21 protein-coding genes are annotated in these 22,455 nt (G+C 67.5%); 5 read left to right on the top strand and 16 right to left on the bottom strand.

Annotated elements, in window-relative coordinates; all coding sequences use genetic code 11:
- The first annotated feature begins 238 nt into the window (after positions 1 to 238).
- Positions 239 to 1,054, top strand: coding sequence for a TIGR00266 family protein (locus AC07PT_RS00370; RefSeq protein WP_492348783.1), 816 nt, complete (start codon positions 239 to 241; stop codon positions 1,052 to 1,054).
- A 196-nt stretch (positions 1,055 to 1,250) separates the two neighbouring features.
- Here AC07PT_RS00370 and AC07PT_RS00365 read toward each other — a convergent pair whose 3' ends face one another.
- Complete coding sequence (locus AC07PT_RS00365) at positions 1,251 to 2,162, bottom strand: SDR family NAD(P)-dependent oxidoreductase (protein WP_494655453.1); 912 nt, start codon at positions 2,160 to 2,162, stop codon at positions 1,251 to 1,253.
- A 153-nt stretch (positions 2,163 to 2,315) separates the two neighbouring features.
- On the opposite strand from AC07PT_RS00365, the gene AC07PT_RS00360 reads away from it, so the two are divergent.
- A complete protein-coding gene (locus AC07PT_RS00360) occupies positions 2,316 to 2,588 on the top strand; it encodes a hypothetical protein (protein ID WP_492348781.1) in 273 nt (90 codons plus the stop codon).
- 222 nt (positions 2,589 to 2,810) lie between these two features.
- Positions 2,811 to 3,983 (top strand): GGDEF domain-containing protein, encoded by a 1,173-nt coding sequence (locus AC07PT_RS00355; RefSeq protein ID WP_492348780.1) that lies wholly within the window; start codon positions 2,811 to 2,813, stop codon positions 3,981 to 3,983.
- Between the two features lie 8 nt (positions 3,984 to 3,991).
- Here AC07PT_RS00355 and AC07PT_RS00350 read toward each other — a convergent pair whose 3' ends face one another.
- The 9 genes from AC07PT_RS00350 to AC07PT_RS00310 all read right to left on the bottom strand — a co-directional run bounded on the left by AC07PT_RS00350 (position 3,992) and on the right by AC07PT_RS00310 (position 12,554).
- On the bottom strand, positions 3,992 to 5,011 hold the full coding sequence (locus AC07PT_RS00350; protein WP_494655452.1) for a 2-hydroxyacid dehydrogenase: 1,020 nt from the start codon (positions 5,009 to 5,011) through the stop codon (positions 3,992 to 3,994).
- Complete coding sequence (locus AC07PT_RS00345) at positions 5,008 to 5,988, bottom strand: sugar kinase (protein ID WP_494655451.1); 981 nt, start codon at positions 5,986 to 5,988, stop codon at positions 5,008 to 5,010. Before AC07PT_RS00345 ends, AC07PT_RS00350 begins: the two co-directional genes overlap by 4 nt.
- Positions 5,989 to 6,020: 32 nt before the next feature.
- On the bottom strand, positions 6,021 to 6,866 hold the full coding sequence (locus AC07PT_RS00340; protein ID WP_494655450.1) for a sugar phosphate isomerase/epimerase family protein: 846 nt from the start codon (positions 6,864 to 6,866) through the stop codon (positions 6,021 to 6,023).
- Positions 6,866 to 7,648: an amino acid ABC transporter ATP-binding protein gene (locus AC07PT_RS00335; RefSeq protein ID WP_494655449.1), complete on the bottom strand. Its 783-nt coding sequence runs from the start codon at positions 7,646 to 7,648 to the stop codon at positions 6,866 to 6,868. Before AC07PT_RS00335 ends, AC07PT_RS00340 begins: the two co-directional genes overlap by 1 nt.
- A gap of 32 nt (positions 7,649 to 7,680) precedes the next feature.
- Complete coding sequence (locus AC07PT_RS00330; protein WP_492348775.1) at positions 7,681 to 8,499, bottom strand: transporter substrate-binding domain-containing protein; 819 nt, start codon at positions 8,497 to 8,499, stop codon at positions 7,681 to 7,683.
- Between the two features lie 63 nt (positions 8,500 to 8,562).
- Complete coding sequence (locus AC07PT_RS00325) at positions 8,563 to 9,216, bottom strand: amino acid ABC transporter permease (protein ID WP_492348774.1); 654 nt, start codon at positions 9,214 to 9,216, stop codon at positions 8,563 to 8,565.
- Positions 9,217 to 9,279: 63 nt separating this feature from the next.
- Positions 9,280 to 9,951 (bottom strand): amino acid ABC transporter permease, encoded by a 672-nt coding sequence (locus AC07PT_RS00320; RefSeq protein WP_492348773.1) that lies wholly within the window; start codon positions 9,949 to 9,951, stop codon positions 9,280 to 9,282.
- A gap of 163 nt (positions 9,952 to 10,114) precedes the next feature.
- On the bottom strand, positions 10,115 to 11,194 hold the full coding sequence (locus tag AC07PT_RS00315) for a LacI family DNA-binding transcriptional regulator (RefSeq protein ID WP_494655675.1): 1,080 nt from the start codon (positions 11,192 to 11,194) through the stop codon (positions 10,115 to 10,117).
- A gap of 196 nt (positions 11,195 to 11,390) precedes the next feature.
- Positions 11,391 to 12,554 carry a methyltransferase gene (locus AC07PT_RS00310; protein WP_492348772.1) on the bottom strand — a complete coding sequence of 388 codons (1,164 nt, stop codon included), beginning with the start codon at positions 12,552 to 12,554 and terminating at the stop codon, positions 11,391 to 11,393.
- 171 nt (positions 12,555 to 12,725) lie between these two features.
- Between AC07PT_RS00310 and AC07PT_RS00305 the strand changes: the two genes are divergently transcribed.
- The gene (locus AC07PT_RS00305; RefSeq protein WP_494655448.1) at positions 12,726 to 13,646 is read left to right on the top strand and encodes an alpha/beta hydrolase; all 921 of its coding nucleotides are present in this window, start codon (positions 12,726 to 12,728) and stop codon (positions 13,644 to 13,646) included.
- A 136-nt stretch (positions 13,647 to 13,782) separates the two neighbouring features.
- Here the strand turns inward: AC07PT_RS00305 and AC07PT_RS00300 are convergent, their stop codons facing one another.
- The 4 genes from AC07PT_RS00300 to AC07PT_RS00285 all read right to left on the bottom strand — a co-directional run bounded on the left by AC07PT_RS00300 (position 13,783) and on the right by AC07PT_RS00285 (position 17,038).
- On the bottom strand, positions 13,783 to 14,313 hold the full coding sequence (locus AC07PT_RS00300; protein ID WP_019574394.1) for a GNAT family N-acetyltransferase: 531 nt from the start codon (positions 14,311 to 14,313) through the stop codon (positions 13,783 to 13,785).
- A gap of 160 nt (positions 14,314 to 14,473) precedes the next feature.
- On the bottom strand, positions 14,474 to 15,058 hold the full coding sequence (locus AC07PT_RS00295; protein ID WP_492348770.1) for an NAD(P)H-dependent oxidoreductase: 585 nt from the start codon (positions 15,056 to 15,058) through the stop codon (positions 14,474 to 14,476).
- A gap of 124 nt (positions 15,059 to 15,182) precedes the next feature.
- On the bottom strand, positions 15,183 to 15,992 hold the full coding sequence (locus AC07PT_RS00290) for a fumarylacetoacetate hydrolase family protein (RefSeq protein WP_492348769.1): 810 nt from the start codon (positions 15,990 to 15,992) through the stop codon (positions 15,183 to 15,185).
- A 161-nt stretch (positions 15,993 to 16,153) separates the two neighbouring features.
- Entirely contained in the window at positions 16,154 to 17,038 is an 885-nt protein-coding gene (locus AC07PT_RS00285) for a helix-turn-helix transcriptional regulator (RefSeq protein WP_492348839.1), read from the bottom strand.
- A gap of 377 nt (positions 17,039 to 17,415) precedes the next feature.
- Here AC07PT_RS00285 and AC07PT_RS00280 point away from each other — a divergent pair, with 377 nt between their 5' ends.
- Positions 17,416 to 18,663, top strand: a complete 1,248-nt coding sequence (locus tag AC07PT_RS00280; RefSeq protein WP_492348768.1) for an ABC transporter substrate-binding protein — start codon at positions 17,416 to 17,418, stop codon at positions 18,661 to 18,663.
- 53 nt (positions 18,664 to 18,716) lie between these two features.
- Here the strand turns inward: AC07PT_RS00280 and AC07PT_RS00275 are convergent, their stop codons facing one another.
- The gene (locus AC07PT_RS00275; protein ID WP_492348767.1) at positions 18,717 to 19,151 is read right to left on the bottom strand and encodes a type IV pilin protein; all 435 of its coding nucleotides are present in this window, start codon (positions 19,149 to 19,151) and stop codon (positions 18,717 to 18,719) included.
- A 15-nt stretch (positions 19,152 to 19,166) separates the two neighbouring features.
- On the bottom strand, positions 19,167 to 22,451 hold the full coding sequence (locus tag AC07PT_RS00270; protein ID WP_494655447.1) for a pilus assembly protein: 3,285 nt from the start codon (positions 22,449 to 22,451) through the stop codon (positions 19,167 to 19,169).
- Positions 22,452 to 22,455 lie beyond the last annotated feature (4 nt).

Raw genomic sequence — 22,455 nt, 5'->3', positions numbered from 1 at the left:
TGTCTTTGTGTTGCGGCGGAACTTATCACGGTCTGCTGACAGTTGCAGCCACCTGCCTCAAGCCAGCCCGCGCCGCGGGGCAAAAATGGCCCGGCCTGCAGGAAAGTCGATTCTGGGATGGTGACTGAACCTGGGAAGCGGCACACAACTTGGGTACCATCGCCACGCGCACGGGGCCGAACACCCCGCGCGTCGGCCCATCCGGGCCCCAATGCCCCACCCACCTGGAGATCTGGCCATGGCCATGGACGTCATCGATTACGAAATTCGCGGCTCTGAAATGCAGTTTGTCGAGGTCGAGCTCGACCCTGGCGAAGCCGCCATCGGCGAAGCCGGCAGCATGATGTTCATGGACGCCGGCATCTCCATGGACACCGTGTTCGGCGACGGCAGTGCCCAGCAAGGCGGTTTTTTTGGCAAGCTGCTGGGGGCCGGCAAGCGCCTGGTCACCGGTGAATCGCTGTTTACCACCATCTACACCAACCAGGCCACGCAAAAGCTGCGCGTGGCCTTTGCCGCGCCCTACCCCGGCAAGATCCTGCCGATGGACCTGCGCCAGCTGGGTGGCACCCTGATCTGCCAGAAAGATGCCTTTCTGTGCGCGGCGCGCGGCGTGTCGCTGGGCATCGCGGTGCAGCAGAAGCTGAGCACGGGCTTTTTTGGCGGCGAGGGTTTCATCATGCAAAGGCTGGACGGCGACGGCCTGGCCTTTGTGCACGCGGGCGGTACCGTGGTGCGGCGCGAACTGCAGGCCGGCCAGACCCTGCTGGTGGACACCGGCTGTGTGGTGGCCTACACGCCCAGCGTGGCGTTTGAGATCCAGTACGTGGGCAAGATCAAGACGGCGCTGTTCGGCGGCGAAGGGCTGTTCCTGGCCAAGATGACCGGGCCGGGCACCGTGTGGCTGCAAAGCCTGCCCTTCTCGCGCCTGGCCTCGCGGATCTTTGCCGCGGCGCCGCAGCGCGGGGGCTCCAAGGAGGAAGGCTCGCTGCTGGGTGGCCTGGCCGGCGGCAGCCTGCTGGGTGGCATCCTCGGTGGCGGCGATGAGGATTGATTAGGCCCCCACGGTCGTGCACTTCGTGTCACTCCCTGCCCCCCAAGGGGGCCGCAGCCCGCCTTCGGGCGGCCGGGCGCCGGGCTGATGGGGCCCCCACGGTCGTGCACTTCGTGTCACTCCCACGTGCGGCCGCGAGACGCGGACGCTCTTCGCCCTGTCCAGCCCTGCGCCAGCAGGCCTGGAGCCGCAGGGCTCAGCGTTGGGCGGCCATGGCCTTGCCGACTTCGTTGGTGCCCTGGGCAGCGCCGCTTTGGGGCACTTGCTCGCCGTGGCGGTCGGTCACCTCGGCCAGGCGGGCGGCGAGGCGTTCGGGGGTGTCTTCGGTCAGGCCCAGGTGCACGCCCTCGGTCAGGGTGATGTGGGCGGCCTCGTAGGTGCCGGCACCGGCGCACAGGATGGTGCGGGTGGGGGCGGTCTCGGCAGCCAGCACCAGCATGGCGGGCACCACGGCCTCGGGTCGGAGGGCGGCCAGCACCTCGGCGGGCATCAGGCCTTCGGTCATGCGCGTGGCCGCGGTGGGGGCCAGGCAATTGACGTGGATGTTGTTCTTGGCACCTTCGAGGCTCAGGGTCTGCATCAGGCCCACCAGTGCCAGCTTGGCAGCGCCATAGTTGCTCTGGCCGAAGTTGCCATACAGGCCACTGGACGAGGTGGTCATCACGATGCGGCCATATTTCTGGGCGTTCATGTGCGGCCAGACCGCCTTGGTGCAGTTGACGGCGCCCATCAGGTGCACATCGACCACCAGGCGGAAGTCGGCCAGCTCCATCTTGGAGAAGCTCTTGTCACGCAGGATGCCGGCGTTGTTGACCAGGATGTCGATCCGGCCCCAGGCGTCGATGGCCTGCTGCACCATGGCCTCAACGGCGGCGAAGTCAGTCACCGAGGCCCCGTTGGCGATGGCCTCGCCACCTGCGGCACGGATCTCATCCACCACAGCTTGCGCGGCCGTCACCGAACCACCGGCACCGTCCAGAGCGCCCCCCAGGTCGTTGACCACCACCTTGGCGCCCCGCCGGGCCAGGGCCAGGGCGTGCTGTTTGCCCAGGCCGCCACCGGCGCCGGTCACGATGGCCACGCGGCCGGTGAAATCGAGCTTGCTCATGAGATGTCTTCCTTGTCTTGGAGTGGATCGGCAAAAATCTATCTGTAACCGGCCAGTTTAAGAGCCCACCCAGGCCCCGTCGTGCACGTGGGTGACAAAGCGATCCCGCCTTGCTGGCTGGCCCGTGAATTGACGCGCACAATGTCGCCCGCCATGTCCAAGAAATCCAAGACCCCTGCCCGCGCCACCCCGGCGCCCACCAACGCCACGTCGCGTCGCCAGCCTGCGGCCAACAAGCTGCTGCTCCACAAGGGCGTGTTGTGCGCGCTGATTGGCCTGGCCGTGCTGATCTCTCCGCATTTCATCCAGTCACCGGCCCTGCAGCAGGCGGTGGGTGGCTCATCGTTGGTGGGCTGGTTCAGCCTGGTGCTGGGCCTGGCCTTCGTGGGCCAATACCTCTGGCAGCGCCGGAACCGCGAACGCTGAAGTGCCCTGACGGGCCCTTCGGGGGCCCTAGAATGCACCATATTGATGCATTCATCAAAAAATCGGCCACGCATCGACAGCCGCACATCCCGCGCCGCTCACGAGCAATCCTATCAATTTAACCATTTATCCAGAGAAAGACGGTAAACTTGATGGATATGAAAATCACGCCGACCCTGGCGCGTTTTTCGCTGGCATTGCCGTCATGGCCTCGTTCACCTCATGCGATTCCTGAACCAATCGATCATCGCCTTTCTGATGGTCACGGCCGCGTCCATCGCCGCCGTGCTCCTGTTCACGACCTGGCGGGCCAATCGGCACATGGCCGGGGTGCGGTGGTTTGCAGGTGCAGGGGCCACGGGTGCAGTCGGCTTCTTTCTGGCCACCCTGCCCCCGCCCCGCACGGACGGCCCTGATTGGCCCCTGCTGATCAACGGGGGCTTTGTGTTTGCCGCCCTGCTGATGGTGCTGGAAGGATCGCTGCGCTTCATGCAACGGCCGTCCAAACTGCGCTGGCAGGCTGGGCTGGTGCTGGTGCCCGTGTTCGTGCTGCTGAACTGGTGGTACGAAGATGAGATGCTGGCGCAACGCATCTTCCACGATGCGGCCTACTCGGTGGTGGTGCTGGTCGCGGCCTTCACGATGCTGCGGCCGGTGAAGGGTGATGATCGGATGATCAACAGCCTGGTCGCCTTCTTCCTGATGGGCATTGCGGGCGCCATGGCAGCCCGCAGCCTGGTGGCCGCCCAGGTGGCCAGCCCCGAGGCCTTGCAGAACCACCCCATCCACTCCCTGACGCTGGCCGTGGTGGTGCTGAGCATCATGGGCTGGACCTACAGCGTGCACATGGCCTGCTATGTGCGCTCCCAGGCCTCGCTGCGGCTCATGCTGAACAAGGACCCCGTCACCGGCTTGAGCGGCCGCCAGCGCATGGTCGATTTCATCCAACGCGAGATTGCCCGAAGCGAGCGATCGGGAATTCGTTTCAGCTACCTGCTCGTCGATCTGAACGAGTTCCACCGCCCCGGCCGACACAACGACAGCGCCCTGCGAGACGAAGTGCTGGTGGCGCTGAGCAAACGCCTGGACGAATACGCCCGTGATGCCGACTTTGCCAGCCCGCTGGGTGAAGACCTTTTCGGAGTGGTCTTGCACCACACCCCCACCCAGGAGCACCTGCGGGGCGCGGTGGCCCGCTTGCGCAACCTGCTGGCCCAACCCCTGGAGGTTCGCAACACGCCCGTCCAGCTCGACATCAGCCTGGGCATGGCCATGTGGCCCACCGACGGTCAGACGCTGGAAGCGCTGGAAAACATCGCCACCCAACGCATGCAGGCCGAGAAGTTCTCGATGTTCAAGCCCTACGTGCAAAGCGAAGGCCTGCGCACCGGCTGAGCCGGGGCTCAGCCCGGGCTTTCGCCCGATCCCTCAAAGACCGCCTGCGGTCGCTCACCCGCCAAGGCCTGCAGCAGGTTGGTGGTGGCCAACTCGGCCATGGCATGCCGGGTTTCCAGGGTGGCCGAGCCGATGTGGGGCAAGGCGGTGATGCGCGGGTGGCCGCGCAGGGGCGAGTCCAATGGCAGGGGTTCGGTGGCGAACACATCCAGACCCGCCGCCCACAAGGGGCCGGACGCCAGGGCCTGCAACAAGGCGGCCTCTTGCACGATGGCCCCCCGGGCGCCGTTGATGAAGATCGCGCCCGGTTTCATCCGATTGAATTCACGCGCGCCCATCAGGCCCCGCGTCTCTTCACTGAGGGGCAGCACCAGCGCCACCACATCGGCTTGGGCCAATACCTCGTCCATCGGCGCCTGACGCACCCGCCCCAGCAACTCGGGGGCCTGCACCGCCAGGTCCACCGTGCGCCGGGCATGGAAGATCACCGGCATCCCAAAGCCCAGTGCCGCGCGGCGGGCCAGGGCCTGGCCGATGCGGCCAAAACCGAGGATGCCCAGGGTCTTGCCGTGCACGTCGCGACCGAACAGGTCTTCGCCGATGTTGCGCTGCCAATGCCCCTCGCGCACATGGTTGGCCAGTTCGACCAGACGTCGACTGGTAGCCAGGATGAGCGCAAAAATCGTGTCGGCCGTGGTCTCGGTCAGCACGCCGGGGGTATGGCAAAGCAGGATGCCGCGCTGCTGCAGCGCCGCCAGAGGGTAGTTGTCCACGCCCACCGAGATGCTCGAAATCACCTTCAATCGCGGTGCCCGTGCCAGCAGGGCCGGCGTGATGGGGTAGCTGGAACCGATCAGACCCTCGGCCTGGGCCAGGGCGGCCTCGAAGGCCTCGATCTGCTCGGGCTGCCGGGGGTCGGCCACCGTGACCTCGTGCAGGGCCTGCAGGCGGGCCAGTTGGTCCGGCGGCAAGGCCCGGAACACCAGCACCCGCTGGCGCCCTGCCCCTACCTTGGTCAGCGCGTTCACAGCGCGGCCTCGTTCAACTGGGCCCGCGTCGGCAGCCCTTCGGTATCGCCCAGCACCTGCACCGCCCGGGCGCCGATCCAGGCGCCGCGGCGCACGGAGTCAGCCACGCTGCGCCCCTCCAGCAAGGCACTGACCACGCCCACGGCAAAGCCGTCGCCGGCGCCGACCGTGTCCACCACCTCGGCCACCGGAAAGCCCGCCACCCGCCCCTGCACCGACTGGCCGGCATGGCGGCCCTCGCAGTAAGCGCCCTCGGCCCCCAGCTTGACCACCACCAGTTGAGCGCCCTGCGCCAGGTAGAAACGGGCAATGGCCTCGGGGGTGTCGTGGCCGGTGAGCACCCGCCCTTCCTCGATGCCGGGCAGCACCCAGTCGGCCAGGCTGGCCAGTTGATTGACCTCGCGTCGCATCACCTCGGCCGAGGGCCACAGCGTGGGGCGCAGGTTGGTGTCGAAAGAGATGCTGCGGCCGGCCGTCCGCATCTGCTGCAGGGTCTCGCGGGTCAGCGCCAGGGTGCTGGGCGAGACGGCGGCAAACACGCCCGTGGCGTGCAAGTGCCGGGCCGCGGTCAGCCAGGGCAGGTCCAGGTCGGCCGGGCCCATCTGGCTGGCAGCCGAGCCTTTGCGGTGGTATTCGATCGGCGGGTCGCTGCCATCATCGACCCGGCCCTTGATCAGAAAGCCCGTGCGTTGGGTGGCATCGCAGACCACGTGTGAGCAGTCGACGCCCTCGCGCTGCATTTCGGCCAGCAGGTAGCGGCCCATCGAGTCGGTGCCCAGGCGGCTGGCCCAACCCACCCGCAGGCCCAGCCGGGCCAACCCGATGGCGGCATTGGTCTCAGCCCCCGCGGTGCGCTTGTGAAAGCCGTTCACGGCCTCCAAAGGGCCGGGGCTGTCGGCCACCAACATCATCATGGCCTCGCCAAAGGTGATCACGTCCAGCGCTGGTGCGCCTGCAGGGTTCAAGGAATCAGTCATGGAGTGGCGGAGTCAGGTCAAAAAGGGGCGGGTCATGCCAGCTCGTGCGCCCGATCGGCTCGGGCTTCACGCAGGCGCCGGGCTTCGCGGCGCAGCAGGGCCAGCTCGGCCTGCACCACGGCCGTCAGGTCTGCGCCCTGAAGGGGGTATTCAATGGCCCAGGGCACCTCGGCCGGCAAGTGGCCCAGCACCGCCCGCCATGGGGCTTGCGACTGGGCCAGGGGCACGGCCACCCAGCGCCCTGGCTCGCGCAGCACGCCCTTGCAATGCACATAGCCCACGCGCCAGCCCAGGGCCTGGGCCGCGGCTTGCGGGCATTCACCCACCCAGTGCCAGTTGCCCATGTCAAAGGTCATGGCCAGCGGCAGACCCTGGGCCTGGGTGGCCGCAAAAAAGCCTTGCAGCGCGGGCAGCGTGCCGGCCTCGGGGGTCTGGTCGTTCTCGATCAGCAACTCAGGCCCGGAGCCGTTCTGAAACCAGGACTTGAGCACCTCCCAACCGTCCGCCGATGCGGGGCCAAAGCCGCCGATGGCCATCTTGAGGCGATCGGCCCCCAGCCGCCGGGTCGCCGCCAGGGCTGCGCCCAGCGTGACCTCGTCCAGTGTGCCGTCCTCACGCCAAAGGCCGCTGGGGCACGAGTACACCGCCCGCAGGCCCCGGGCGGCCAACTCGGCGGCCAGTGGGGGCAGTTCGGTGTCGGGATCCCGCAGCAGCTCCTCGCGCACCTCCACGCCGTCGGCGCCGGCGTCCGCGGCCACACGGGTGAAATGCAACTGGCCCAGGCGCAGCACCTCGCTGGCGCCAAAGGCGCCCAGCGAGATCAGCACCGCAAAGCCCTGCGTCGGGTGGGGCACCACCTGGGTCTGGGAGTTGCTCATCACGCGCCCTGGTGCGAGGGCAGGATCTGCCCCAGGAACTGGCGCGTCTTCTCGTGCTGCGGCTCGCCAAAGAAGCGCTCGGGCGGGGCTTGCTCCAGGATGCGACCGTCGGCCATGAAGATCACGCGGTCGGCCACGCTGCGGGCAAAACCCATTTCATGGGTCACGCACAGCATGGTCATGCCGTCTTCGGCCAGGCCGATCATGGTGTCGAGCACCTCCTTGACCATCTCGGGGTCCAGGGCCGAGGTGGGCTCATCGAACAGCATCACCTTGGGCGTCATGCACAGGGCCCGGGCAATCGCCACGCGCTGTTGCTGACCACCCGAGAGCTGGCTGGGGTACTTATGCGCCTGATCCGGAATGCGCACCCGGGTCAGGTACTTCATGGCGACGTCCTCGGCCTGCTGCTGGCTCATGCCGCGCGAGCGCATGGGGGCCAGCGTGCAGTTCTGCAGAATCGTCAGGTGCGGGAACAGGTTGAACTGCTGGAACACCATGCCCACCTCTTGCCGCACTGCATCGACCTCACGCCCGCCGGCCGTCAGTTCATGACCATCGACCACGATGCGCCCCTGCTGCACCGTCTCCAGGCGATTGATGCAGCGGATCAGCGTGCTCTTGCCCGAGCCCGAAGGCCCGCAGATCACGATGCGCTCGCCGGGCTGCACCGACAGGTTGATGTCGCTGAGCACCTTGAATTCGCCATACCACTTCTGGACTTGTTCCAGGCGGATGATGGGCGGGGCGTCAGCAAGGGCGTGGGTGGCGTGTTCGGTCATGGCATCGGCGGGCAAAAGAAGGTGTCAGGGGTTCAGGACAGCTTGGGCAGGTCGCTTTCCAGCCACTTGCGGTAGAGCTTGTTGAGTTCGCCGTTGGCGGTGTTGCGGGCCACGAAATCGTTCACGGCTTTGAGCAGTTCAGCCTGGTTGGGGCGCAGTGCGATGCCCATGGCCTGCTGCAGCAGGTTGAACTTGACTTCAAAGCTGCCCGCCGGGGCGCGCTTGTTGATCTGGGCGGCCACTGTGACCGAGCAACCGATCGCGTCCACCTGGCCCGACAGCAGCGCCTGCATGGCCGAGGCATCGTCGTCGAAGCGGCGGATCTCGGTGCCCTCGGGGGCCGCCTTGGTGACGGCCACGTCTTGCGTGCTGGCCCGGGCCACGCCCACGCGCAGGCCCTTGAGGTCGGCAGGGCTCTTGATGGCCGACTTGGTGGCACCGAACAGCACGATGGTCGCGGCCGCATAGGGCTGCGAGAACTGCACCTGCTTGGCGCGCTCGGGCGTGATGGCCAGAGAGGCCACCAGCAGATCCACCTTGTTGGTCAGCAGGAAAGGAATGCGGTTGGGGCCGGTGACGGGCACCAGGTTGACCTTCAGGCCCAGGTCCTTGCCCAACAGGCGGGCCACATCGGCGTCGTAGCCATCGGGCTGATTTTGCGCATTGGTGGTGCCATAGGGCGGAAAGTCGACCAGCATGCCGATGGTGAGCTCGCCCTTCTTCTTCAGCTCGTCCAGGGTCTGGGCCGAGGCACCCGAGGCCAGCAGGCCCAGGCTGGAGGCCACAAGAGCGGCCGTGAAGGTGCGACGGCGGGCGCCCGCGGGCGACAGGGTGAGGGTCTGATCGTGCATGAAAGTCTCCTGGGTGGCTGTTGTTGAACGAAGGGATGAGGGAGGGGGACGGCCAGCGCGGGTTCAGCGGGCGGTGGCCGCGGCCTGGCGCCGCTCCATGCGGGCGGCCAGCAGGGACAGCGGCCAGCACAGCACAAAGTAGAGGGCGGCCACGGCGCTGAACACCAGCAGGGGCTGGAAGGTGGCGTTGTTGATGATCTGGCCGGCCCGGGTGATCTCGGTGAAGCCGATGATGGCGGCCAGCGAGGTGCCTTTGATGATCTGCACGCCATAGCCCACGGTGGGCGGCACAGCGATGCGCCAGGCCTGCGGCAGCACCACGTCGCGCATGCGGTCCACATACGACAGGCTCAGCGCCTCGGCGGCTTCCCACTGGCCTCGGGGCACGGCCTGGATGCAACCGCGCCAGATCTCGCCCAGAAAGGCGCCACTGTTGAGGATCAGTGCGGCACCAGCGGCCACCCAGGGGTTGATGTCCAGGCCCAGCACCGGGGCCCCGAAAAAGATCAGAAACAACTGCAACAGCAGTGGCGTGCCTTGAAACACCTGGATGAACAGCCCGGCGCCGGCCTGGGCCCAACGCGACTCACTGGTGCGGGCCAGGGCCACCACCAGGCCCACCACCGAACCGCCGACAAAGGCCAGCAGTGACAGGGCCAGCGTCCAGCGGGCCGCCTCGAGGATGAACATGAACTCGGCGAAACCGAAACTGCGCATGGGTCAGGTCTCCGTCGCCCGCGGCGGGCAGATCAGGGTTGCGTGAAAAGGGGTCATGGGGACTCAGCGGCGGTCGGGGTAACTGAGCGCGGCGCGGTAGATCAGCTTGAACAGCGCCGAGAAGGCCATCGACAGCGCCAGGTAGATCAGAGCCACCACGATGTAGATCTCGAAGCTGCGAAAGGTCTGCGACTGCAGGTTGGCCGCCACCGAGGTCAGGTCGTCGGCCGAGATCACCGACACCACCGCCGAACTCAGCATCAGCAGGATGAACTGGCTGGTCAGGGCAGGGTAGATGGCCTTGAGCGCCGGCTTGAGGATCACAAAGCGGAAGATCTCCCAGCGTTTGAGGTTCAGCGCCAGGCCGGCCTCGATCTGACCGCGCGGGATGGATTCGATGCCCGCACGGATGATCTCGGTGGCATAGGCCCCCAGGTTGATCACCAGGGCCGTCAGGGCCGCGGTGTAAGCGCTCCAGCGCAGGCCGATGGCCGGCAGCGCAAAGAAAAAGAAGAACAGCTGGACCAGAAACGGCGTGTTGCGGATCAACTCGATGTAGGCCTGGATCACCCAGCGCAGCGGTCGTGGGCCGGCGGTCTTGCCCCAGGCGCACAGAATGGCCAGCCCCAGGCCCAGCGCCATGGCCAGCATCGACAGCTGCACCGTGATCCAGGTGCCCTTGAGCAGCAGCGGCCAGGCGGCCAGCACATCGGCAAATTGAAAGCTGTAGTTCACGATCGATCCGATAGAAAAGAGAACCGGTGGCGGACGGCGCCCACTGGAGGCAGGCACGATTTGAAACCCTGAAATCCATCCTGAAACCGTTTTCAGCAAGTTTAAGAAACCGGTTTCAGGTTTCCATGGGTGAAAACCCTGGCTTCACCCCGCCCAGAAAATCTCAGGCGCCCGCGGCCAGACCCGAGGTCGAGCCCCGCACCCGCAACTGGCCCGGCAGCAGAATCTGGCGGGGCGCCAGGCTCAGGCCACCCAGGCGCTCCAGCAGGCAACTGGCCGCGAGCCGCCCCAGATCGTGGGTGGGCTGTGCCAGGGTGCTGATGCCGGGGCCCACATAGGGCGCCCAGTCGGGATCGTCAAAGCCCACCACCCCCAGCTCACGCCCGGCCTGCCAGCCCAGGCGGGCCAGGGCGGCGCACACGCGAAGCATGACCACCGAATTGCTCGCCAGCACCGCCGCAGGCTGCCCTCCGGCCTGCTGCCGGCAGGCCTGCAAGGCCTCGGCCAGGGCCTGCACCTGGGCTTCGGGTGCGTCGTCCTGGTTTTCGAAAGTCTGGCCCAGCAGGGCCGGGCCGTCGTGGCCGGACTGGTGGCAGCCCTCGCGAAAGGCCGCCTCGCGCTCGGTGCGCGAACTCACGCCCCGCACCGGCTCGGTCACGTACAAAAGCTGTCGATAGCCCTGGGCCTGCAAGTGGGCCAGCACCATGCGCATGGCCTGGGCGTTGTCCAGCGACACGAAATCGGCCTGCATGCTGCTGTGGCGCCGGTCCACCAGCACCACCGGGCGCCCCAGGCGCAGCGCCTCGGCAGCCACACCCGGATCACGCCCCAGGGTGTTGAGGATGAACCCCTCGACCTGGTAAGAGGCCAGGGCTGCCATGGCTTCGCGTTCACGCCCACTGTCATTGCCCAGGTTGAACAGCATGACCAGGTAGCCCGCCTCCTGGCAGGCCTGCTCGGCGCCGCGCAACACGGCCACCGAGTAGGGGTTGGTCACATCGGCCACGACCAGGCCGATGAGTCGGGTACGCCCTCGTTTGAGGGCTTGCGCCATCGGGCTGGGCGAGTAGCCCAGCGCCGCCACCGCCCGCTCGACCCGCATCGCGATGTCGGGGCTGAGCAGGGTTTCGCGGTGGTTCAGAAAGCGTGAGACGGTGGCCTTGGACACCCCCGCCTCGCGCGCCACATCGGCGATGGTGGCGCGGGCGCCGGCGGCACCTGACGGGGCCGCAGCGGCGGCGATGGCGGTAGAAGGGGGAGTGGAGCGGGGCACGGGCAGGGTCGAATCAGGCAGAGCTAGCACTGGCCACAGCCCCGGGGCACCTGCGACATCAGGACGCAGCGAAAGGCCGGGAAGCCTGAAACCAGTTTCAGAGCATGATCTTAGTGTCTTGCCCCGCCACTGGGCACCCGGTGAAAACCCGCCCTAGGTCACCACGTTAGGCCGCCGCCCTGCGCAAGCGCCACAGGCTGGTGACCTCGGCAGAGCGGGCCTTGTGCAAGGGGTCGGTGGGGTCGCTGGCCTTGGGGTGCTGGGGCCGGGCATCACGCCGGCCCACGACTTCGATGCCCGCCTCACGGGCCCAACCCTGCCACTCCTCGCGGCTGCGCAGGCCCAGCAATTCGGCCAGGTCGGACAAGATCAGCCAGGCCTCGCCATCGGGGCTCAGGTGCGCTGCCAGGCCTTGCAGAAAGCCACGCAGCATGCGGCTGTCGGGGTCGTAGACCGCGTACTCGATGGGGGAACTGGGCCGGGCGGGCAGCCAGGGCGGGTTGCACACCACCAGGGCCGCGTGGCCCGGCGGAAACAAGTCGGTCTGCTGCAACTGGACCTGGGCCGACAGCTTCAGGCGGGCCAGGTTGGCCCGCGCACAGGCCAGGGCACGCGGGTCCTGATCGGTGGCCACCACCTGACGGGCTCCACGCCGGGCCAGCACCGCCGACAGCACACCCGTGCCCACGCCGATGTCGAACACCGGCTGATCGGTGCTGAAGCCGGCTGGCCAAGGGGTCTTGGCCAGCAGATCGACGTACTCACCGCGCACGGGTGAAAACACGCCGTAATAGGGGTGGATGCGCGCCTCCGGCCCCAGGGCTGGCACGGGCACGCCCTTCTTGCGCCATTCATGCGCGCCCACCAGGCCCAGCAGCTCGCGCAGGCTCAGCACCGACGGTTGCGCCTCGGGTTCGCCCCACACCTCCTGCAAAGCCTGCCGCACATCGGGTGCGCGGCGCAACGGCACGGTGAAATCGGCATTCACCGGCACCAGCACCTGACCGAGCACACGAGCCCGCTGGGCCTGGCCCTGGCGATGCTGGTGGAACGCTTCGGCCAGCGTGGTGGCCGGTGCCTTGAGCTTGCGCGGCTTGCGGTCCACCCGGCGTGCCAGCGCCTGCAGCAGTTGCCGGGCGTTGTGGAAATCACCCTGCCAGAGCAAGCCTGTGCCCTCGCAGGCCAGGCGGTAGGCGGTGTCGGCGTTCAGGGTGTCATCGGCCAGTTGCAGGCGGCGCGGTGCAGGTACACCGGCTTCGGAGCGCCAGCGGGCTTGCTGCGGCAGGCCCTGGGCATCGGTCCAGCTCAGGCTGGGTGGGGTATCGGTCATGCCCCCATTGTCGCGGCTTGAGCGCCGCCCACGTGGGCTGCATTGCGAGGAATCACCTGCTCAAAGGTCGAATTTAGCGTGTCAGCGCACATTCTTTGGCCCATGCACCCAGAATCAAGCGCGTTCCTCTGCCTCGGAACGAAGCTCAGACCTCAAAAAACAGGAGACAACATGGCATTGACATCCCCGACCCTGCGCCCCTTGGGCGCGCGTGCCCGCCGTTGGGCGCAGGCCCATCTGCTGGGCCTGCTGACCTTGGGCGCGGCCCTGAGTGCGGCCCTGCCCGGCCACGCAGCCAGCATGGTGCTGGCCGATCAGGCGCCCTCGGCTGCGCTGGGCCGCCCCCTGCCCTTCACGGTCTACCTGCCAGATGGGTATGAAAAAGCCCAACAGCCCTACCCCGTCGTGTACTTGTTGCATGGCGCAGGCGGCGACGAAAACGAGTGGCGCACCAAGGGCGGTGCGGTAGAGACCCTGGACGGCCTGATCAAGCGCGGCCTGATCCGGCCCTCGGTGGTGGTGATGCCGACAGCGGGCCCCGCATCGTGGTGGGCCGACGGGGCCGCCGAGAAGGCCGGCACGGCCATCATGAACGAGCTGTTGCCCTATGTGGAGACGCATTACCGGGTGCAGAAAGAGCGCAGCGGCCGGGCCATCGGCGGCCTGTCCATGGGAGGCTACGGTGCGCTGAACCTGTCGCTGCGCCACCCACAGAAGTTCTGCGGGGCGGCCGTGATCAGCCCGGCGATCTACGATCCCCTGCCTCCCGAAACCTCGGCCGCACGCCGCACGCCGCAGTTCGTGCGCAACGGCCAGTTCGATGCCGACACCTGGAAGGCGCTGAACTACCCGGCTGCGCTCGACGCCTACCGGGCCGGCACTGCGCGGGTGCCCATGTGGATCGTGTCAGGCGACCACGATTACCTGGGCATCGCCCCGATGTCGGCCAACCTGTTCTGGCGCCTGCATCAGATCCAGCCGCGGCAGGTCGAACTGCGCGTGATCGATGGCGATCATGAATGGCTGGTGTTTCGCGACGCTCTGCCCGACGCACTGCAGTACGTCGATCAGGCCTGCCGCAAGGGCAGCTGAGGCCGCGAACGGCCCACCGATCGCCCACGAAAAAAAGGCCACTGCACGAGGGCGGTGGCCTTTGGGTCCGAAGACCGAGGGCTTTCAGAGGCACCCGACGGGCTGCGTCAGCAGCCTCTTGCCGGGCTCGCCAGGCTCAGTTCAGGTCGCCGCGCTTGAGGCGGATTTCCTCGAGCTTGATGGCGCCCATGGGCGTGGTCTTGGCGGTGTTCAGCTCGCGCTTGAAACCGGCCAGTTCCAGGAAGCGCATGGCGCGCTCATTGCGCAGCGGAACCCAGGCGGTGACGTTGGTGCAGCCTTCTTCAGACAGACCTTCGCGGGCGGCGTCCCACAGGGCCAGGCCAACGCCCTTGTCCCAGTGGCTGGGCAACACGTACAGGGCCCAGATTTCGCCGGTGGTCGGGCGGGACTTCGGATCGCGCGAGCGGTCAAAGCCGACAAAGCCGACCACCTTGCCTTCATCCATGGCCACTTGGACCTGGGGTTCACAGTATTCGATGGCTTCACGCCATTGGGCCACGCGCTTGTCAGTGGAGGAGCTTTTCAGAAACTCGTCGGGAACAATGCCTTTGTAGGCGGCTTGGGCAGCCACCGTGTGGATTTCGGCTACGGTCTTGGCATCTCGCAGGGTGGCAGGACGGATCTCAACAGTGGTCAGAGTGCTCATTTAGGATTTATTCTTCGGACGGTCAAAATTTTCGAGAGGCAGGATTGTCGCAGATTGCCCGAAGACACCCCCGGCTTTACCCTGATACCGGAGTTGCCCACGGTGCCGCGCCCCCGTAAAGACGAGGTCTGTGCTAGGGCTTGTTCCACCCATCAGAAACTCAGCGTGCCTGGCGCCCCAGCCCTTGCATCTGATGCACCAGCCCCTCGAAACGGTGCGGCGAGATCGCCCCGACACGGCCAATCAGCGTCTGACTGACCGGTGAGATGCCCATGTAGCCCAGCACGCTGCGGCGCATCGAGCGCAGGCCATGGCCGCCGTAAAAGGCGCGATAGAACAGGGCCGGCATGCCCATGGTGACCACCAGGCGGGCACTGCGCCCTTTGAGGCCAGGGCTGCTGCGCCCCTCTGACCCGGTCACCCGGACCAGGTCGGGCCGGGCCACCTGCTCCAGAAAGCCTTTGAGCATGGCGGGCATCTCACCCAACCACAGCGGGAAGAAGAACACCAGGTGCTGGGCCCAGCGCAGCTCTTCCTGCACCGACGTCAGCGCCGCCGGGATGGGCTTGCGCTCCCACTCCTCCTGGCTGCGCAGCAGGCTCAGGTCAAGTTGCGCCACACAGATCTGCCGCACCTCGTGCCCCTCCAACTGGGCACCGCTGGCATAGGCGTCTGCCAGGGCGTGGGCCAGATGAGGGGCCCGATGGTCCGGATGCCCCTGGATGATGAGAATGCGCCGCTTCATAGAACAAGCTCCCGAAATCGGAGCCCGGCTGTTCTGACGACCCCGATGCCACCGGACTTCATCCTGCCACCAGGGCCGCGGCCTGATGTTGACGTCCCTCAACCCGGCAGCGCGGTCAGCAGACTCAAACGATGCGCAGGTTCAATTCGGGCAGGCCGTCGATGTGGCATTCAATCAGGTCGCCGCGCACCACAGGCCCCACGTTTTCCGGGGTGCCGGAGTAGATGATGTCGCCCGGAAACAGCTCAAACGCCTCGGACAGGCGGCTGATCTGCTCGGCCACCGACCAGATCATGTGGTTGAGCGTGGCCTGTTGCTTGATCTGGCCATTCACCTTGAGCCAGATGGCCCCTTGCGTGTAATGGCCCGTGCGGGCCACCGGGTGGATGGGGCCGATGGGGGCCGAGTGATCGAAGCTCTTGCCGATCTCCCAGGGCTTCTTCTGATCGCCCATGCCACGCTGCAGGTCGCGCCGCGTCATGTCCAGGCCCAGCGCATAGCCATAGACACAGTCCAGGGCCCGCTCCATCGGGATGTCCCGGCCGCCCCGGTGCAGGGCGGCCACCAGCTCGACCTCGTAGTGGTAGTTGCGCGTGAGGCTGGGGTAAGGGTGATCAGCCACCGTGCCCGGGGCCACGAACTGGATCGCGTCGCTGGGCTTTTGAAAGAAAAAGGGCGGCTCACGGCTCGGGTCCGAGCCCATCTCGCGGGCGTGGGCGGCGTAGTTGCGCCCGATGCAATAGATGCGGCGCACCGGAAAGGCCAGGGGCTGGCCGTCGGCCGTGGCCACGGGCACGGTGGTGTGGCTCAGTTCGAAGGGGGTGGCCACCGGCCGCCCGGGCTGGGCCGTGCCTGGGTTGGCACAAGCGCTCAAGGCCCCGGCACTCATCAGCAGACCGCCCTGCAGCCAGCCACGTTTGTTCAAATCAGTCATCAAAGTCTCCGCCTGTAAAGATGTTCGAAAGCGACAGATTCCGACTGTAAAAACGCCGCACTGTGCCACCACCGCGCGGGCTTACGGTTTTCCAGCACAAAGTGGGCTGCACCTGCGTGTCGCCCCCAGAGCGACACTCAGAGCAGCACTCAGAGCGACACTCAGGCCGGGTGTTGCAGGCGCTGGCGCAACTGGTCGCGCCAGGCGCGCGGGCTCAGGCCCATGCTCTGGCGGAAGCGCCGCGTGAAATACGACTCGTCGGCGAAGCCCACCGCATGGGCCACCTGCATGACGCGCTGCGAGGTGTGGGCCAGCAGCTCTTGCGCACGCTCCATGCGGCGCTCGGTGAGCAGTTCGGTGAAGGTCTTGCCGGTTTCCTTCTTGAGCAGGTTGGCCAGGTAATTGGGCGACAGGAACGCCGCCGCAGCGGCGTCGGCCAGCGTCAAGTCCTCGGCCAGGTGATCTCGGATGAAACGGGCCACACGCTGCAAGGCTTCGCGCTGGCTGGTCTTTTGCGCATGCTGGGCCGCCAGACGGGCCAGGTCGGCCTCGAACACCTGGCAGGTCAGGCCCAGCAGTTGCAACAGCAGGCCCCGCAACAGCGTGAGGCTGCCGTGGCGGCGCTGCGCGTTTTCACGCAGCATGCGCTGCACCAGGGCTTCGACCTCGGCAAATGCCCCGGGTCCAAAGGCAAAGTCGGTGTACTCCTGGAACAGGAACGGGCCCAGTTCGGGCGCCAGGCTCAGGGGAACGTCTTCCAGATCCAGGGGGTCGGCCTGCAGGTCGGGGCGCAAAAAGGCTTGCGAAAAGTTCAGGATCACATAGCGCGAACCTTCAGGGTGCGAGACCACATGCACCCTGTAGGGCAGCACAAAGCTCAGCGTGCCGCGGCCAAACGGCCGCACACTGGCCCCCACGGTCTGCTCGCCATCCCCCTGCAGGCTGACCTGGATCTGAAAATAGTCGTGCCGGTGCGGGCGCAGCAACGGTGGCCGCACCAGCTGCTCGCGGATGTCGAAATCGAGGTGGTTGGCCCGTTCGGCCATGCCATAGGTTTTGATGTCGCGGGAGGCGCTCACAGAGTCACACAGGGGCAGGAACAAGGCCACAAAAGCAGGGGTCAGCACAACGGCCACCAGCATCCAACGCGCACGGCGACCCCGAAAACGACATGTTAGCGGCGCCTGGATGCTTGCCGCGCCAAAACCCCCTTCAACACCCCACTCTTCGGGCCGGACAAACCCGGGCGCCCCGGCGAGGAGCGCCATGCAACAAGCGGTTCGCGCCATCGTCAGAGGCCTGTGACTCGGGTAAGCCCCGTTCCGCAGGCGGGGACTGCCCCCTAGATTCGGGCATTTGTTCATCCACCTGGGCGGGTCGTCACGTGTCTTTCAAGTTCTTACCAAGTCGGGCGGATGCGTCCGTGGGGTCGGTCTTCGGCTTGGGCCGTCGGGCAGGGGCATGGGCGTGCAGCGCCCTGCTGCTCGCAGGCGGGCTTGCCGGGCTGCCGGCAGGGGCCGCCGAGGCAGGCCCTCCCCCAGCCGGGCCGGCGCCCTTGCGCATCGGCCTGATCGGCCCCTTGACGGGGCCCTCGGCCGACTTCGGTGTGCCCATGGCCAATGGCGTGAAATTGGCCATGGACGAAATCAATGCGGTCGGCGGCTACCTGGGGCGCCCGCTGGAGCTGGTGATCAAGGACGACACGGCCGACCCGGCCCGCGGAAGGCAACTGGCCGAAGAACTGGTTCGCGACCAGGTGGTGGCCACGATCGGCTACTGCAACACCGGGGTGGCACTCAACTCGATCGAGGTGTTCCAGAAGAACAAGGTGCCGCTGATCGTCCCTTGCGCCACCGGCACGGCACTGACCACCCAGTACCCGGCACCCGAAAGCTACATCTTCCGCGTGCAAGGCCGTGATGCCCTGCAGGCCCCTTTCGTGGTGGACGACCTGCTCAAGCGGGGCTGGGACCGGGTGGCCATCTTTGCCGACACCACGGGCTACGGCGAAGGCGGCACCCGGGACGTGATCGCGGCCCTGGCGGCCAAGAACCTCAAGCCCGTTCACGTGGCCCGTTTCGCACTGGGTGTCAAGGACCTGTCCGACGAGCTCAAAGCCGCTCGGGCGGCGGGCGCCAACGTGATCTTCAGCTACACCGTGGGCCCGGAGAACGCCGTGGTGGCGCAAGGCCGCAAGGCCCTGGGCTGGAAAGTGCCCCAGGTCGGCCCCTGGACGCTGTCGTTCCCGTTTTTCATCGACGGCGCCAAGGACGCGGCAGAAGGCGCCCTGATGGCCCAGACCTTCATCGCCGAGCCCAGCAACGAACGGCGCGCCGCGTTTCTGGCCGGCTATGCGCGCAAGTTCAACAACCGCCGCATCCCGGTGCCCATGGCCGCGGCCAATGGCTACGACGCCAGCTACCTGCTGCTGTATGCCCTGCTGTCCATCCACAAGGGGCCGGCCGATGGCCCGGCCATCAAGGCTGCACTCGAAGGACGGATGAAGACCTACTACGGCGTGGTGGCCACCTATGACCATCCGTTCAGCGCTCAGGACAAGGAAGCCATCTCGGCCAACATGCTGGTGATGGGCCAAGTGCGCAACGGGCTGGTCACCTTTGCCTACCCCGAGGACGCCAAGCGCAATCTGTTCGTGCAACGCAAGCAATGAACCAGGCGACCCTCGGCCCGCCAACAACGGGGCCGCGCCCATGGGGCGGGCGTTCAGCGTTGCCAGCAATCGGCCACGCCGTTGCCGACCGCCGGCCCCACAAGTGACCGCTGCCCCGCCTGGTCGAGCACGAAATCACCGCAACGGTCCTGCGCCTGTGCGCCACGGCGCAGTGCGGTGAGGGTGTAGGCCCCCAGATCGGCGCTGGGCGCATACCGGATGTGGTAATGGCCGGCAGCGCTGAGGGCCAGGGTGGCTGGGTAGGCCGCCGCTTCGGGGTACTGCCCGTGGATCGAGGCCACGCGCTCAAGCCACTGCGCGCCCCGCAGCAAGGCCTCGCGGGCGTCGCTGCGGCGGGCGCGCTGTAGGGTGGCCTGGTAGCCGGGCCAGGCCAGGCTCACCAGCAACGCGATCACGGCCAGCACGATCAGAAGTTCGATCAGGCTGAAGCCCTGGGATCGACGACCTCGACAGACAAATTGCGCCATGCGTGCCCCTTGGACTCACTGAAGCTGGCGCCAGCCGATGCGCACCGAGGGCCCGCCCAGCACGCGCAGGCGCAGGGGCGCGCCCCGCCCCAGGCTGAGCACCTCCGAGCCCGCGGAGCGCTGCCACAGGCGCGCCTGAGGCCCTGATCGCCAGCCACTGATGTCGGCCAGCTCGGTGCCCGTGAAGCCGCCCCCGTCGGTGTCAAATGTCGGCCACGGGGCGGGCGCGCCGCTGAAGAGGTCCAGCAGGTACTCCTCGCTGATGGCCTCGCGCAGCGGGGCCTCACAGCTCGGTGCAGCCGGGTCGGCGGGCTCGCTGCGGGCCGGCACCAGGCTGCGCTGCAGCCACAGGCGGCCCAGCACCAGGCCATTGGAGACCACTCTTTCACGCGGCTGTGGCAGGTCCATGAACCAGCCCTGCACCGCGGCGGGCCCACGGTAGTTCACCGGATGGCGGCTGCTGCGGTAGTAGGTCTGCGCCCCCTGCCGGACCACCTCGGTGCGTTGCTGCGCCACCAAGGGCGCTGGCTTGAGTTGCCGCCAGCCCGGCCCCAGGGGCGCACCGGGCCCGATCTGCACACTTGAGGCCCCCATGCCCACGCGGGCCGTGTCCCAAAGGCCATAGAGGGTCTGCACGTCGGTGCTGCTCCGGTCACCCAGCGTCAGCAAGCGGCCGGTCCCCAGGCCCAGCATCACACCACCATAGGGGTGGGGAAGCCAGACCGGCGCCGCCGTGATCGGCTGACGCCGACCCTGGGGGTCCTCGGCGACAAAGATCGGCCCGCCGGGCGCGGCCACCCCCCAATCTGAAGGCTGGGCACTGCTGAGGTCGAACTTCCAGAGTTGTCCCAGTTGGTCTCCGGCATAGGCCACATCGACCCGGCCGTCGCCGTTGAAGTCGATCAACTGGGGCGTGGACAGGCCATTGCCCGCCCCGGCCGGCACCGGCACGGCGGTGGGCAGCTTGAGCAGTTCCTTCGCGCCGTCGAGGTACTGGATCAGCAGCACCGCGCGCTCGTTGCGGCTGTTCACGCCATTGCCCAACAGCACGGCCCAGCGGCCATTGTTGAGCCGGCTGAACTGCGACACCCTGGCAGGATGCGCCGGGTCCAGGGTGGGCTCCAGGATCTGGTGGCCGATGTCGGGGTCAGCCCCGTCGCTGCGGTCCATCACCACCTGCCGGGCCGGATCCTGCTCGGCAAACTGGGCGGGGGAACTCACATCCAGCACGAAATAGCCCCGGCCACCCCAACCCAGGGTGCCAAGCAGCAGGGTCTTCCAGGTGCCCGCATCCAGGACATCGCCACTCATGAGGCGGCCATCGACGCTGTAGCGGTGGGTGTAGGCCGGCTCGGTGAGGGCATGCAGCCGAGGCCAGGCGCCCAGGGGCACGTAGGCCAGCTTCTCACGCCCATCCAGGCTGGAAAAGCCGTGCAGCATGCCATCGTTGGCGCCCACATAGACCATGCCGACGCGGCCGCGGTGCTGCTGCACAAAGGCTGGGTAGCCCGGCTCGGGCCGCCCCGCCACCGGCGCCCCCACCCACCAGGGGACGGAATGCACGATGTCGCCCAGCACGGTGTCGCGATCGCGCAGGTGCCCGCCTTGCCGGGCCTCAGCCGTGCGGGCACCGCGCAGGTAGAGCAGGCGCAGCTCGCCCTCGGCATCGGGTGCACGCGGCCCGCCCTTGAGCAGTTCGCGCTGGGCGGTACTCAAGGCAGTCCATTCAAAGCGCACGCCACGCTGGCCGTCATGACTCCAGATCAGGCGCTGGGTGAGGTCCAGGCCCTGCAGGGCCTGGCCGGCCTCCCAGTCGGGCCGGGGCTGCAGCCGGCCTTGGTCGTCAACACCGATGGCTTGCAGCTCGCCACGCCAGGACGGCGCCCGGTAGCCGGCAAAGTACAGCTTGCCGCCGGCATCCAGCGTCTGGGTGTTGGCCGCCAAGGTCAGCTCAGCCTCGCCGCTGGCGGTCTGGATCTGCCCGAGGAAGTCGCTGAAGGCCTGCCGCAGGCCGTCCTGATCCGTGGCCTGAACAAAACGCCCTCGCCCGTTGAGGGCCACATGCCAGAGCTCTTGCAGGCGGGCCCGCGCCAGCGCATCGTCGATCAGAGGCCTGCCATCCGAGGGACTGGGCTCGACGCAGAAGTTGGGGGGCAGCGGCCCGTCGCCCTTCAAGGACGGCAGATGCCCCGAGCCCCCATCCACCCGCCCGCCGGCCGTGAACATCGGGTTGCACCAGCCCACCTCGCCGCGCACCAGGGCCTGGAAATCCCCCGACCAGGTGTCGCCCGCCCACCAGGGGCGTCGCCGCGGCCCGGTTTCAGGCAAGGCATCCTGGGCTCGCGGGTTGAAGCCTACGGTGGAGGTGCTCAGGTGCTGCCAGGTGGCCGGATCGTTTTTCGGGTTCCAGTACTCGGGCACCTTGTAGGGCGCAGCCGGCGTGCCGAAGTCGGCCTGGCCAGGCTGCCGCACACGAGGCGGAACCTGGTCGGCCAGTTGGGGTTGCAGGTCGCTGGCCCATTGGTCAAAGGCGAAATCAGCCAGGGTGTTGTGGTGCCAGCCCAGGTGGGCAGGGCTGGCGCTGGCTCGCGGCAGATAGCCATCGCGAAAGACCCGCGTCGGGGCCTCGGTCTGGCCCTCAGGGTCAAACACCACGCCGTCAGGCAGCACCCGGCGGGTGCCGTCGGCCGAGCCGGCATCGGCCGCATGCTCGCCTGCCGATGCCTCGTCACTCCAGCCGCCCGCGTCCACGAACAGGTGGTAAGACCTGCGACACGCCAGCACCGGTGCCTCAGCCTGGCCCGGAACAGCCGCATAGGGGCCCTCGACACCCGTGCTCCGCATGAAGCGCCCGACCTCAGCAAACAACAGATGCGCCGAGTTGGGGTGATCGGGCACCAGCGCATCGGCCCATAGAAAGAACGGCTCACGCTCGCGGGCATCGAAGCTGCGGATTTTCAAGGGCTTGCCGCAGCGGCCGTCAGGCTGGGCTCGGCAACTGCCGTACGACTGGTAGGCCAAACGCAGGCTGCCATCGGGCACGGCCTCGGCACTGAAGGCCGATCGGAGCACCGGCCGCAAGGCCTGCAGCCCGGCCTGGCCCAGGCGCCGGGAATCGCCCACGGACAGGATCAGGTTGGGCGGGGCCTCTGCGGCCCCTGCGGGCGCCGTCTCCAGCGGCAATGGCTCGGCCCAGGCAGGCCCGCACACCGCCACCCACCATGCCCACGCGAGGGCCAGCAGCGGCCACCCGACGGCTCGCACCAGGCTGGAATGCCCGCTCAGGCGCATGACCGCCATCAAG

The sequence above is a fragment of the Curvibacter sp. GW821-FHT09D12 genome (genome assembly GCF_059416245.1).
The sequence above is the reverse complement of the archived record's forward strand: the minus strand, read 5'-3'. Positions and strand labels throughout refer to the sequence as shown.